This window comes from Janthinobacterium aestuarii (assembly GCF_046113285.1).
In the GTDB taxonomy this organism is placed as follows: domain Bacteria; phylum Pseudomonadota; class Gammaproteobacteria; order Burkholderiales; family Burkholderiaceae_D; genus Janthinobacterium.
The window spans coordinates 6,027,572-6,040,601 of the sequence record NZ_CP142524.1; the positions used below are offsets into that span (position 1 = coordinate 6,027,572).

Sequence of the window (13,030 nt, forward strand, 5' to 3'; positions counted from 1 at the left end):
CGCTTAGTGTGAGTGGCGCGGCACGGCGGAACCGCGATTGCCGACCAGGAAGTCGAAATCGCAGCCTTCATCGGCCTGCAACACGTGTTCGATGTACAGCTGCTGGTAGCCGCTCTTCGGTCCGGGCGCGCTGCCCAGCTCGCGGGCCGCCAGGCGCTCGGCGATTTCCGCGTCGCTGATGTCGATATTCAGGCTGCCGGCGTGGCAGTCAAGGGCGATCATGTCGCCGTCCCTGACGATGCCCAGCGGGCCGCCCGCCATGGCTTCCGGCGCCACGTGCAGCACGACGGTGCCATAGGCCGTGCCGCTCATGCGCGCATCCGAGATGCGCACCATGTCGGTGATGCCTTGCGCCAGCAGTTTCGGCGGCAAGCCCATGTTGCCCACTTCGGCCATGCCCGGATAGCCTTTCGGGCCGCAATTTTTCATCACCAGCACCGAGTTCGCGTCGACGTCGAGGTCCGGATCGAGGATGCGCGATTTATAGTGCTCGAAATCCTCGAACACGACGGCCTTGCCCCGGTGCTGCATCAAATGCGGCGAGGCGGCCGATGGTTTCAGCACGGCGCCGCGCGGTGCCAGGTTGCCGCGCAGCACGCAAATGCCGCCATCGGCCAGCAATGGATTGTCCAGGGTGCGCACGACTTCGTCGTTGTAGATCGGCGCTTCGACGCAGTTGTCCCAGATCGACTTGCCGTTGACGGTCAGCGCATTCTTGTGCGGCAGCAAGTCGCCCTCGCCCAGGCGGCGTATGACGGCCGGCAAGCCGCCCGCGTAGTAAAACTCTTCCATCAGGAAACGGCCCGACGGCAGCAAGTCGACGATGGTCGGCGTGCCGCGGCCCGTTTTCGTCCAGTCTTCCAGCTCCAGGGGCACGCCGATGCGTCCGGCAATCGCCTTCAGGTGGATCACGGCATTGGTCGAGCCGCCGATGGCCGCGTTGACCTTGATGGCGTTTTCAAATGCCTCGCGCGTCAGCACTTTCGACAGGCGCAGGTCTTCGTGCACCATTTCAACGATGCGGATGCCCGACATGTGCGCCAGCACGTAGCGGCGCGAATCGACGGCTGGGATGGCCGCGTTGTGCGGCAAGGACGTGCCCAGCGCTTCGGCCATGCTGGCCATCGTCGAGGCCGTGCCCATGGTGTTGCAGGTACCGGCCGAGCGCGACATGCCCGATTCGGCCGACATGAACTGGTGCAAGGTGATCGATCCCGCCTTCATTTGCTCGTGCAACTGCCACACGGCCGTGCCGGAACCGATGTCCTTGCCATTGAGTTTGCCGTTCAGCATGGGGCCGCCGCTGACGACGATGGTGGGAATGTCGACGCTGGCCGCGCCCATCAGCAATGCCGGTGTCGTCTTGTCGCAGCCGACCAGCAGCACGACGGCGTCCATCGGGTTGCCGCGGATCGATTCTTCCACGTCCATCGAGGCCAGGTTGCGCGTCAGCATGGCTGTCGGGCGCAGATTCGATTCGCCGTTCGAGAAGACGGGGAATTCCACTGGGAAACCGCCCGCTTCCAGGATGCCGCGCTTGACGTGTTCGGCCAGCTGGCGGAAATGCGCGTTGCAGGGGGTCAGTTCGGACCAGGTATTGCAGATGCCGATGATGGGCTTGCCGTGAAATTCGTGGTCAGGTATGCCCTGGTTCTTCATCCAGCTGCGGTACATGAAGCCGTTCTTGTCCTGCGAGCCGAACCACTCGGCCGAGCGCAGGGCTACCTTCTTTTTTGTCTCAGACATGCCATTCTCCTGGTTGTGCCATGCCGGATCTAAGGTCGTCGGCCCGGGCAGCGATGTTGGAATACTAAAGAATCCTGCCATGCCTTTCCAATCAATTTTTAATGCGTTCCGATATCGAAAACGATATCGGCATGCCCCAATGAAAACGCCCTGCGGGCGCATGGCGGCAGGGCGTGGAAGGTTTTTGGGGTCTGCGACGATTATTCTGCGGAAAACCGATAGACCGTTTCCGTCTGATACACCTCGCCCGGGCGCAAAATGGTGTTCGGGAAATGCGACTGGTTCGGCGAATCCGGGAAATGCTGGGTTTCCAGGCACAGCGCGCCGCGGTAAAGGATGGGGCCCTGCTTGCCGTGCTGGCTGCCGTCGAGGAAGTTACCGGAATAAAACTGGATGCCCGGCTCCTGCGTGTACACCTGCATCACCCGCCCCGATTGCGGCTCGCGCACGCTGGCGGCCAGGTTCAGCAACTGCCCCGGCTTTTGATTCAGCACGAAGTTATGGTCGTAGCCGCGGCCGATGCGCAGCTGTTCATGCGGCAAGGCGATGCTGTCGCCGATGACAGTGGGCTGGCGCAAGTCGAACGGCGTGCCGGCCACGTCCGCCAGTTCCCCCGTGGGGATAGACCCCGCATCGACGGGCAGGTAGCGGTCCGCGTTGACGGACAGCGCGTGGCCGAGGATAGTGCCCTGCCCCGCCAGATTGAAATAGCTGTGGTTAGTCAAGTTGATGGGCGTGGCCTGGTCCGTGACGGCGTGGTAGCGCAGGCTCAGCGCATTGTCGTTGTCCAGTGCATAGGTCAAGGTGACGTCGAGCTTTCCCGGGTAGCCGTCTTCGCCGTCCGGGCTGCTGCGCGTGAACGTGATACCGACGGCGTCGTCCCTGGTGAACGGCGCGGCTTGCCACATGGCCTGGTGAAAGCCCTGGTTGCCGCCATGCAAGTGATTGGGCGGGTTATTCACGGCCAGCTGATATTCCTTGCCGTCGAGGCTGAAACGGCCCTCGGCGATGCGGTTGCCGTAACGGCCGATGACGGCGCCCAGGAAAGCGCTGTTGTGCAAATACGGTTCGAGGCGATCGAAACCGAGCACCACGTCGGCAAAGCGGCCGTCGCGGTCAGGCACGTGGATTTCGCTGATGATGGCGCCAAAGTCGAGCACTTTCACCTGCATGCCCTGGCGGTTCGTCAGGGTAAAGGCCGTCACTTGTTGGCCATCGGGCAGGATGCCGAACGGCGCTTGCGTCACTGAAACAGAATCAACTGGGGTCATGGCGTCGGGTCCGGAACGTTACAGGGTCGATGAGCGGCCAAACACGGGCATGCCTTGCGCATCCCAGCGCAGCGGCTTCACAAAGGTGTGACGATCCGGGTTCCACAGCGGGTCGCCGACGATTTCCGTGTACGTGCGGGCATGGTACACCAGCAACACGCCATCGCCATCGGCGGCCGTCGTGAAACTGTTGTGGCCGGGGCCATAGATACCGTGCTCGTAGCAGGTGGCAAACACGGGATCAGGCGACTTGGTCCAGGAAAACGGGTCGAGCAAGTCGGCGGACTCGTCAGCCCACAGCAGGCCCATCGCATAGTTTTCATCGGTGGCGCTGGCCGAGTAGCTGATGAAGATCTTGCCATTGCGTTTCAGCACGGACGGTCCCTCGTTAACCCAGAAGCCGCGGATTTCCCAGTCGAATTCCGGCTTGCTCAACATCACGGGCGGGCCGGCCAGCTGCCACGGCGTGGCCATCGGTGCGATGTAGAGGTTCGAGTTGCCTTCGATGGCCACATCCTTCTGCGCCCACAGGTAGTACAGCACGCCGTCGTGTTCGAACGTGGTGGCGTCCAGGCAGAAGGTGTCGATGCCCGTGTCGATCGATCCCATGAATTCCCATTCGCCTTCCAAGGGGTTGGCGTTGGCATTGCGGATCGCATACATGCGGTGCTGGAACAGCTTATGCTTGATTTCGCGGCTCGGCGCGGCGGCGAAATACACATACCAGGCGCCCTGGTTGAAATGCAGCTCGGGCGCCCATACCAGCTCGCTGTACGGTCCCGTGTCCGGCTTGTGCCACACGTCAACTTTTTGCGCATCGGCCAGGCCCGCGATGCTGGCGGCGCGGCGCAATTCGATGCGGTCGTACTGGGGCACCGAGGCCGTAAAATAATAATAGCCGTCGCTGTGGCGGTAGATATGCGGGTCTGCGCGCTGTTCGATCAGCGGTTTCAAGATGTCTGCCATGTTGCTTGCTCCATTCAATTATTCTTACGCGGAGACAAAACCGCGCTTGTGCATTTCCGACTTCACGCCCGTGTAATAACTGTCGCTGATGCGGTACTTGAACATCAGCAAGCCCATCAACAGGTGGAAGAAGCCGGGGATGATCGACAGCATCAGGGCGATGCCGTTCAGGGCGAATTGCGTTTGTTCATGGTTGGGCTGGTAGTCGAAATACGCGAGCAGCACGCCCACCAGGCCGCCCGCCACCGCCATGCCTGCCTTCTGGCAGACGGAAATGCCGCCAAAGGCGAAGCCGGAGACGCGCTTGCCCGTCTTGACTTGACCGTAATCGATGGTTTCCGCGATGGCCGACCAGAACACGGGCGCGTGCAAGTCCACGACAAAGGAGAGCAGGAAATACAGGGCGAAGGCCAGCACGGTGTCGCTCGGCTTCACGAAGAAATAGATCGCCAGGCTGATCAGTGCGACGCCGATCTGCGTGTAGCGGAACAGCTTGACCTTGCAGTAAAACTTGGTGATCCAGGTCGAGGCGATCATGGCCAGGATGGCGGCCACCACGCCCGTCGTGAGGAAGGCGGCCACCGTTTCCGTGCTGCCGCCCAGATAGTATTTCGCGTAATAGATGGCAACGGAGCCGCGCACCACGTAGCCGATGGTGCCCGTGACGCACACACCGCACAGCACCAGCCACTGGTCGTTCTGCAGCAGCACTTTCAACTGCGCCAGCAACGATTGCTTTTCCACCACGTGCACCACGCGCTCGGTGGTGGAGAAATAGCAGAACAGGAACAGGGCCACGCCCATGACGGCCATCACGGCCATGGCCGCCTGGTAGCCGACGGCCGGGTTGCCGCCGCCCCAGCGCTGCGACAGGATAGGCACGACGATGGTCACCATGAAGGCGCCGATCTTGGCGAAGAACAGGCGGTAGCCGTTGGCCGACAGGCGGTCCTGGGGGTCGCTGGTCAGGCCGCTGATCAGGGAAATGTAGGGAATGCCCACGCCAGCCGTCATGATGGTCATCAAAATATACGTCGAATATGCCCAGATCAGCTTGGCGTCATACTGCCACTCGGGCGTGCTGAAGACGAAGAAGACGCTGACGCCGTACGGCACGGCCAGCCACAGCAGATACGGGCGGTAGCGGCCCGAGGCAAAGCTGTAGCGGTCGGTGATCTGGCCCATGACCAGGTCGGCGATGGCGCCGATGACTTTCACGGCCACGAACAGCAGGGCAAGATCCGTGGTTTTCAAGCCATAGATATCGGTATAGAAAAAGGTGATGATCAGCATCATCGACGAGATGACGACATTGAGCGCCATGTCGCCGGCGCCGAAGCCGACCTTTTCAACGGTGGATAATTTTTGCGTCTCCATGCTTTCCGTCCATTCTTTTGATGATGAATCGTGCGTGACTGCCCAACTGACACGGGCGCTGCCGGCCGAAACCATGGCAACGCCCTTGATTTTTTACGATGTGATCAACTTACATTTTCCAGCGCAGTGATACGCCAACGGTCCGGTCATAGCGCCGCGTATCGCGCGCATACACGCCCGGCTCGTTCCAGTAATCCTTGAACTTGGTGTCGAGCAAGTTATTGCCATCGAGAGTCACGGTGAACTGCTCGTTGATCTTGTACGACAGCGAACCGTCGAGCTGGGCCGTCGGCGCCACTTTCAAGTCCAGGCCGGGACCGCCCTGGTTGTAGCTGTCGATGAATTTCGAGCGCCAGTTGTAGGCCAGGCGGCCCGACCAGGCATCCTTTTCGTACAGCACCACCAGGTTGTAGGCATAGCGCGACACGCCCGTGATGGCATGGCTGCCCGTCTCGTCGTCGGTGGTGCCGCTCATGTAGGTGCCGTTCGCCTGCAGGCCCAGGCCGCTCAGGATACCGGGCAAGCCGTCATAAAACTGCTGGTAGCCGATTTCCAGGCCTTGCAGCTTGCCGGCGGCCGTGTTGTACGGGCGGTCCACGTCGTAGGCCTTGCCACCGATGGTTTCGCTGGCAATGCGTTGCTGGATATAGCCGTCGAACTTATGGTGGAACACGGTGGCCGTGACGGAACCGGCCGGCGCGAAATACCATTCCAAGGCCGCATCGACATTGTCGCCCGTCACCGGTTTCAAATTCGGATTACCGCCCGCGCCCGTCGCCTTCACCGTTTCCGTCGAGTTGACAAGGGCCACGCCCGGGTTCAACTGTGCAAAGCCGGGACGGCTGATGGTGCGGCCCGCAGCGAAGCGGCCGACCAGGTCGGAGCGCAGCTTGATTTTCAGGGCCACGCTCGGCAGCACGTCGGTGCTGGCCGTGTCGCTGATGACGGACGTGTAGACGCCATCCTGCGAACTGTTGCCTTGCAGGCTTTGCTCCGTGCGCACCACGCGCACGCCCACGGTGCCATCGACGGGGTAGACGCCCAGCTTGAAGGCGACCTTCGCCTTGGTATAGATCGAATACGTCTTTTCCGTATCCTTGAAGAACGAACCCGGGTCCATGGCGCGCGCCGCGCTGCTGCCCGTGACGGCCTGGCGCACGGTGCCCGTGTTATTGAGCAGGAAGCTGGCGCACGGCGTGTACCACTGCTTCAAGCCATAGTCGGGGCCGCCGCCGGACATCGATTCCGACAGGCAATTGAGGCCCGGGATCGAGGTCACGTTCTGGCGACCGAACGGAAATGCGGCGCCGGACACGTCCGGTGCTTCCGCATTGCCCTCGAAACTCTTGATCGATTCGGCTTCGCGCTTGACGCCGCGCACGCCGACGCTGATTTCCTTGAAGATGCCGCCGGCGCTCGGCGTGTACGCCAGGTCGGCGCGCACATCGTTCGAGCTGCCCTGGTCCTTGCCGTAGCGGTCGAAAAAGCCCTTCAGATAGTAGTTCGACGGGTCTTGCAGATCGATGCCCGTGTAGTCGACGTGCAGGGTGCCGTTCTGGTTGGTATTGATGGTGGCGTTCGGCACGACGGTGATGGCGTCGAGAATCGGATTGCGCCAGTTATAAGTGCTTTTGGTGCTGGCCACTTCCGACGTGAAACGCCATTCCGGGTTGATATCCCACAAGCCGCCCACGGCAAACTGGTGCGTCTTCGTCTGGTTCTTGTTCGCCTGCGTCGACATGATGGTGTTGACGTTGGTCGAGGTCAGGGTTTGCAGCTGGTTGCTGCCGGGAATCTTGGTCGCCGACACGGGTGTGCCCCACCACGGCAAGCCGACAAAGTAATCGGACTCGGCGTCGAGCAGGAAGCGCGTCGCCATGCCTTCGGCATACAGTTCGACGTCGGCGTTCGGACGCCATTGCAGCACGGCATTGGCGGTCGTGCGGCGGCGGTCGCCCTTGATCGGCAACAAACCCACCTGGTCCGGCCCCGTCAAGCCCGGCGACAGGAAACTCTTATCCACCGGCGTGGTACTGAACGCGCGTTCCTCATGGTAACGATGCTGCTGCTGCGACAGACCCAGCAGCGCACCCACTTCGCCGATGCCCGTCTTCCAGCGGTTCGCCACCATGCCGCTGATGTTCGGGTCCGTGGCTTTCGATTTGTCGCTGTAGACGGCGCGCGTGTTGACGCTGGCCGTGAAATCCTTGAAGTCGAACGGGCGATTCGTACGCACGTCGATGATGCCGGCCACACCGCCTTCGACCTGGTCGGCGCCCTGCGACTTGTACACGTCCACGCGCTGCAGCATGGTGGCGGGAATGTCGGCCAGGTTGACATAGCGGCCCGTGGTGGTGAACAGCTCGCGGCCGTTGAGCAGGGTCGTGACATCGCGCAAGCCGCGGATCATGACGGCGCTGGCTTCGCCCGAATCGCGGCGGATCTGGATGCCGGAAATGCGCGCCAGGGTCTCGGCCACGTTGTTATCGGGGAATTTACCGATGTCGTCGGCGACGATGGAATCGATGACCTGGTCCGAGCGCATCTTGATCTGCTGCGAGTTCTGCGCCGAGCGGCGCACGCCGCTGACGGTCACGACAGCCACTTCCGCGGCAGGCTCGGCACTGGCATCGGCCGCCACCGCCTCCTGCGCCCACACCGAAGCCGTGCTCAGCAAGCCGATACCGGCCAATGCCGCAACGGCTGCCTTCAACATGAATGGACGAGGGAAAGTGGCCGCGAGCGGGCCGGTGGCGTTGCGCATCATGAATCTCCAGATATTGTATTGATATTTTTTGTGCTGCTTGCATGTCGTTCGCATGCTCGGCGTTTATCTTAGGGGCTGGGCGATAATCTCTCCAATCAATTTTTCCACTGTTTCGATATCAATTTTGATATCGATGGCTGGGTGACTTTGGAGGTTGTAATGCGACAACGGCAGGGGCGCCAGGGACATTTCAGGCGTGATCACGCCTAAAAAAACGGCAGTACACGATCCTGGACAACGGAGGCATGTCTTTCAAGCGGGGGAGCAACTCTTGCCCGGTTGCCGAAGCAGACGCTAGGGCAAGGCAATTGCGGAATGCAGCAACTTCCCCAGTTGCGGCAAGCCTTGCGCTTCGTAGGTGGCAATCAATTCGGCAGCGGATCTGGGCGGTTTGCGCAATCGCGCCCGGTTTTCCTTGACGACACTGAGCATGCGTATCGGGGCCAGTTCATACTGCGCCACCAGAAAATCATCGGGATGCAAGACTTCAATGTTGTGCCCTCGCATGATCGCGTCCGGGAAGTCTTTAAGATTGAACGTGACGATGGCGTCCGCATGCCCCACGATGGCTGCCGCCAGCACGTGCCGGTCGTCGGCATCGGGCAAGACCAAGGCATCAATCAGGTATTCATACGACTCGATCACGCCGTCTTCGACCGCCTCGGCCATCAGCGCGCTGGTGCGCGCCAATGCCGAAGGATCGAGATCAGGCCGCTTGAGTAGCAAATTGCGTTGCCACTCTTCCTGTATCCGTGCTGTCCAGCGTGCGCTGAAAATACCGTCCGCCGCCAAACTCAGCAATAGATCGCGCAAGGGGGCCGGATACAACACACAGGCATCGAGGACGGCAGTGTAACGGTAGTATCCAGCCATCAGTACCCCAGTTCAAGCTCCTGCGCCTGATCTGCCAAAGCCTGCAAGGCCTGTTGCGAACGCCGTTTGCGCTCATCCTTGTACTGCACCACATCCTCAAAGCGCAGCCGCCTGTGCGTACCCACCTTATGATGGGGAATCTTCCCTGCCTCAAGCAGGCGCACCAGGTAGGGACGTGACATGTTCAGGTACATGGCCGCTTCCTGTGTCGTCACGTCATGTTCCTTCGGCATGACTGTCACGGCCTTACCTTGGGCCAAGGTACCTAAGACATCGGCAAACAGGCGCAACACATTCGGCGGCAAACGCAGCAAGGGTGCATCACCCAAGTCCTGCGCGCCCTCTTCCAGAACGGCAATCTGCACGGCACGAGAATGATCAAGCGCACTCACCAGGCAGCGCTGCGCCGCCTTCGCCAGTTCCAGGTCTTCTTTATTGTCCAGACGATCAAGCACATTCGACATGGCATCCTCCCTACTTTCCATTGAAGCTTACGAAGCAAACGCAATAAACGCAACCAAATTAGTATAACAATTTGTGCAAGGACAAGTACGACACGACGTTTTAACGGCAAGGCGAACAGATACAGGCCGACAGAAAGCCAGTGCCATCAACCGCGACATGGTGGAGAAATGATCTGGAAACGATGAGGAAAATCTTGGTGCGGCTGGCGGGGATCGAACCCACGACCCTTGGCTTCGGAGGCCAATACTCTATCCACTGAGCTACAGCCGCGTAGGGGGAATTTCTGAAGTGATGCGAAGGATACCGTTTTTCTTTACCTACGTCTACGGAAACTGTCGTATCGCTGGCAATTGCATGTCACTGCTCAATTTTTGTGCCTATAATTGTGGGTTTCATAAAGGTTTACATACAAGCATGTAAAAATGCTACCTTACACGGCCATCAGTTTCAAATCTGGACTAAGGACATCATGAGCGACGCACATAACGAACAACAATCAGCGATCAAAACGCCTAAACAATTGCTTGCCGCCGTAGCGGGCTTCTTCCTCATCACCGTCATCGGCATCATCCTGCTGGTGCAGTTCGTCACGGCGCAAAAACTGACGGGCGCCGGGACGGACAGCCAGTCGCCGGAAGCCATCGATGCCCGCTTGAGCCCGGTGGCCAATGAAGGCTTTACCTTCAAGGATGCCAGCGGCCCGAAAGTGCTGCAAAGCGGTGAAGCCGTCTACACGGCCACCTGCGTGGCTTGCCATGGCGCCGGCGTGGCCGGTGCACCGAAATTTGGCGATGCGGGCAGCTGGTCGGCACGCCTGGCCCAGGGCTACGATACGGTCCTGAAACACGCGATCGAAGGCTTGCGCGCGATGCCGGCCAAGGGCGGCAATCCCGACCTCGACGATGTGGAAGTGGCGCGCGCCGTGGTCTATATCGCCAACGCGTCGGGCGGCAAGTTCAAGGAACCGGAAGTGCCGGCACCGGCCGCAGCCGCTGACGGCGCCAGCGCACCAGCCGCCGAGCCTGCCAAGTAAGCAGCGCAGCACCCGTATCGAGGAACCGCCCGCAAGGGCGGTTTTTTTTTACCCGCCGTTGCGTTACATCCGGCCGTAAAAAAGCCGCCCGGCTTGCGCGGGGCGGCTGGCAACTTATGCCTTGAACTAAGTAACCCCCAATAAATTATTGTGATTTCTGACTTCTATAACCGGCGCTCTGCAAGGTGGCCGACGAGGCTTGCTCGCTGCTAGCAGTGCTCGCGCTGCGTCGCAGCGAGCGCCTTGCATAGCATCCGGTTCTATTCGTCATAAATTCACACTAATTTCCCGAGGATTACTTAGCGTCTTACCACATGATGACGCGGTCTTTCGGCGGCAGATACATCTTGTCGCCCGGTTTCACGTCGAAGGCTTGATAGAAACCTGGCTGGTTGCGCATGGTGCCGTTGGCGCGGAACTGGCCTGGCGAGTGCGGATCCGTTTTCAGCAAGACCAGTTGCTGCGCTTCACGCATCTTCATGCGCCATACCTGGGCAAAGCCCGCGTAGAAGCGCTGTTCGCCCGTGAAACCATCGATGACGGGGGCTTGCTTGCCGTTCAGCGACAATTTATACGCTTTGTAGGCAATTGCCACGCCGGAATTGTCGGCGATGTTCTCGCCCAGGGTCAGCTCGCCGTTGACGAAGTGGCCTTTCACCGGACTGAAGCTGTTGTACTGCGCCACCAGCTGCTTGGTCTTCTTGGCGAAGTTTTTATGGTCGGCCTTGGTCCACCAGTCGCGCAGATTGCCGTCGCCGTCGTACTGGGCGCCCTGGTCGTCGAAGCCGTGGCTGATTTCATGGCCGATCACGCCGCCGATGGCGCCGTAGTTGACGGCGTCGTCCGCCTTGGCGTCAAAGAACGGTGCCTGCAAAATGGCGGCCGGGAAGACGATTTCGTTCAGTTCCGGGTTGTAATAGGCGTTCACGGTCTGCGGCGTCATGCCCCACTCGTCGCGGTCGATAGGCTGGCCCAGCTTGTTCAATTCGCGGTTGTAATTGAGCAGGTGCGAACGCTGGATGTTGCCGATCAAATCATCGGGCGCCACCGTCAGGCCCGAGTAATCGCGCCATTTGTTCGGGTAGCCGATCTTGGTGGTGAACTTGGCCAGCTTGATTTGCGCCTGTTTCTTGGTGACAGGGCTCATCCAGTCGAGCTTGTCGATGCTTTGCTTGTAGGCCGTCATCAGGTTTTTCACCAGCGCTTCCATGCGCACCTTGCGCTCGGCCGGGAAATACTGCTCGACGTACAGCTGGCCCACGGCTTCGCCCAGCGCGCCTTCGACGGCGCCCACGCCGCGTTTCCAGCGCGGACGCATTTCCGTCACGCCCGTCAGGGTGGTGCCATAGAAGGCGAAGTTTTCATCGACATACGCTTTCGGCAGGTAGCCGGCGTTGGCGTGCAGCAAGTGCCATTGGAAGTATGCTTTCCACGTTTCCAGCGGCGTCTTGTTGGCGATCTCGGCGAAACCCTTCAGGTAGCTGGGCTGGCTGACGATCACATAATTGACCTTGCCGGCGATGCCCGTGTCCTTCAGGTAGCGGGCCCAGTCGTAGCCGGGCGCCACGGCGGCCAGTTTCACCAGTTCCACCTTGTTGTAGGTCTTGACGGGATCGCGGTTCTGCACATTGCTCCATTGCGCCTTGGCCAGCTCCGTTTCCAGCGCGAGGATGGCTTTCGCATTCGCGGCCGCGTTCGCGTCGCCGGCCAAACTGAGCATTTTTTCCACGTGGGCCAGGTATTTGGCGCGCGTATCGGCCTTGCCCTCTTCCAGGTAGTAATCGCGGTCAGGCAGGCCCAGGCCGCTTTGCACGATGTCCGCCACGTATTTGGTGGAATCCTTGGCGTCCTGGTGGATGCCGAAGTCGTACGGCGAGGTCACGCCCAGCTTGCTGAAGTGGGCGATCACGGCAGGCAACTCCGCCTTGTCCTGCAGCGCGGCGATCTTCGCCAGTTCCGCGTTCAGGGGCGTCAGGCCCAGGCTTTCCAGCTTGGCTTCATCCATGAAGCTGTTATAGAAATCACCGATTTTCTGCGCATTCGAACCGGCCGCGCGGGCCTTGTCGGCGGCAGCGCCTTCGACGATGCCGCGCAGCTGCGTTTGCGTATCGTCGGCCAGCTTGGCAAAGCTGCCCCAGCTCGACTTGTCAGCAGGAATCACGGTTTCCGCCAGCCATTTGCCGTTCAGGTGCTGGAACAAATCGTCCTGCGCGCGCACGGCAGGGTCGACGTATTCGATGGCGATGCCGGAGGTCAGCGCGGCCGATGCGGCGGCCGTGGCGGGCGCGGCAGCAGCTTTCTTGGCCGCATCAGCGGCGCCAGCCATGCCGGACACGCCAGCCAGCAAACTCAGGGTCAATGCACTTAACAAATAACGATTCACGGTTGTCCTCTATATTGTATTGTGTGAAATATAAGGGTCAGAAGGCCCTAGGCTTCTGGCCCGGTTTTTGACTGTAGCATACCGGCTGAAATGACAGAAAGAACTTTGACAGAAATACAAAAGAGACCACGCGCGGTGGTCTCTTTTGT

9 protein-coding genes and 1 tRNA gene are annotated in these 13,030 nt (G+C 60.3%); 1 reads left to right on the forward strand and 9 read right to left on the reverse strand.

Annotated elements, in window-relative coordinates; genetic code table 11:
• Window positions 1–3 precede the first annotated feature (3 nt).
• The 8 genes from OX462_RS27160 to OX462_RS27195 all read right to left on the reverse strand — a co-directional run bounded on the left by OX462_RS27160 (window position 4) and on the right by OX462_RS27195 (window position 9,735).
• A complete protein-coding gene (locus tag OX462_RS27160) occupies window positions 4–1,746 on the reverse strand; it encodes an IlvD/Edd family dehydratase (protein WP_070289427.1) in 1,743 nt (580 codons plus the stop codon).
• 200 nt (window positions 1,747–1,946) lie between these two features.
• Complete coding sequence (locus tag OX462_RS27165; RefSeq protein ID WP_409027437.1) at window positions 1,947–3,017, reverse strand: aldose epimerase family protein; 1,071 nt, start codon at window positions 3,015–3,017, stop codon at window positions 1,947–1,949.
• A gap of 18 nt (window positions 3,018–3,035) precedes the next feature.
• Window positions 3,036–3,983 carry a glycoside hydrolase family 43 protein gene (locus OX462_RS27170; RefSeq protein ID WP_409027438.1) on the reverse strand — a complete coding sequence of 316 codons (948 nt, stop codon included), beginning with the start codon at window positions 3,981–3,983 and terminating at the stop codon, window positions 3,036–3,038.
• 24 nt (window positions 3,984–4,007) lie between these two features.
• Complete coding sequence (locus OX462_RS27175) at window positions 4,008–5,360, reverse strand: MFS transporter (RefSeq protein ID WP_409027439.1); 1,353 nt, start codon at window positions 5,358–5,360, stop codon at window positions 4,008–4,010.
• Window positions 5,361–5,469: 109 nt separating this feature from the next.
• On the reverse strand, window positions 5,470–8,127 hold the full coding sequence (locus OX462_RS27180; RefSeq protein ID WP_409027440.1) for a TonB-dependent receptor: 2,658 nt from the start codon (window positions 8,125–8,127) through the stop codon (window positions 5,470–5,472).
• A 294-nt stretch (window positions 8,128–8,421) separates the two neighbouring features.
• Window positions 8,422–9,000, reverse strand: coding sequence for a PIN domain-containing protein (locus OX462_RS27185; RefSeq protein WP_409027441.1), 579 nt, complete (start codon window positions 8,998–9,000; stop codon window positions 8,422–8,424).
• Entirely contained in the window at window positions 9,000–9,464 is a 465-nt protein-coding gene (locus tag OX462_RS27190; RefSeq protein WP_083287649.1) for a helix-turn-helix domain-containing protein, read from the reverse strand. The genes OX462_RS27185 and OX462_RS27190 overlap by 1 nt, the downstream gene beginning before the upstream one ends.
• Window positions 9,465–9,659: 195 nt before the next feature.
• A tRNA-Arg gene (locus OX462_RS27195) sits at window positions 9,660–9,735 on the reverse strand.
• Window positions 9,736–9,934: 199 nt separating this feature from the next.
• Here OX462_RS27195 and OX462_RS27200 point away from each other — a divergent pair.
• Entirely contained in the window at window positions 9,935–10,498 is a 564-nt protein-coding gene (locus tag OX462_RS27200) for a c-type cytochrome (RefSeq protein WP_099408100.1), read from the forward strand.
• A gap of 307 nt (window positions 10,499–10,805) precedes the next feature.
• Here OX462_RS27200 and OX462_RS27205 read toward each other — a convergent pair whose 3' ends face one another.
• A complete protein-coding gene (locus tag OX462_RS27205) occupies window positions 10,806–12,881 on the reverse strand; it encodes a M13 family metallopeptidase (protein ID WP_409027442.1) in 2,076 nt (691 codons plus the stop codon).
• Window positions 12,882–13,030 lie beyond the last annotated feature (149 nt).

What these genes read in the sequence shown, in the direction of transcription:
- OX462_RS27170 (WP_409027438.1), bottom strand. Translation starts at nt 3,983, where the DNA reads ATGGCAGACATCTTGAAACCGCTGATCGAACAGCGCGCAGACCCGCAT.
- OX462_RS27160 (WP_070289427.1), bottom strand. Translation starts at nt 1,746, where the DNA reads ATGTCTGAGACAAAAAAGAAGGTAGCCCTGCGCTCGGCCGAGTGGTTC.
- OX462_RS27175 (WP_409027439.1), bottom strand. Translation starts at nt 5,360, where the DNA reads ATGGAGACGCAAAAATTATCCACCGTTGAAAAGGTCGGCTTCGGCGCC.
- OX462_RS27190 (WP_083287649.1), bottom strand. Translation starts at nt 9,464, where the DNA reads ATGTCGAATGTGCTTGATCGTCTGGACAATAAAGAAGACCTGGAACTG.
- OX462_RS27180 (WP_409027440.1), bottom strand. Translation starts at nt 8,127, where the DNA reads ATGATGCGCAACGCCACCGGCCCGCTCGCGGCCACTTTCCCTCGTCCA.
- OX462_RS27165 (WP_409027437.1), bottom strand. Translation starts at nt 3,017, where the DNA reads ATGACCCCAGTTGATTCTGTTTCAGTGACGCAAGCGCCGTTCGGCATC.
- OX462_RS27185 (WP_409027441.1), bottom strand. Translation starts at nt 9,000, where the DNA reads ATGGCTGGATACTACCGTTACACTGCCGTCCTCGATGCCTGTGTGTTG.
- OX462_RS27200 (WP_099408100.1), top strand. Translation starts at nt 9,935, where the DNA reads ATGAGCGACGCACATAACGAACAACAATCAGCGATCAAAACGCCTAAA.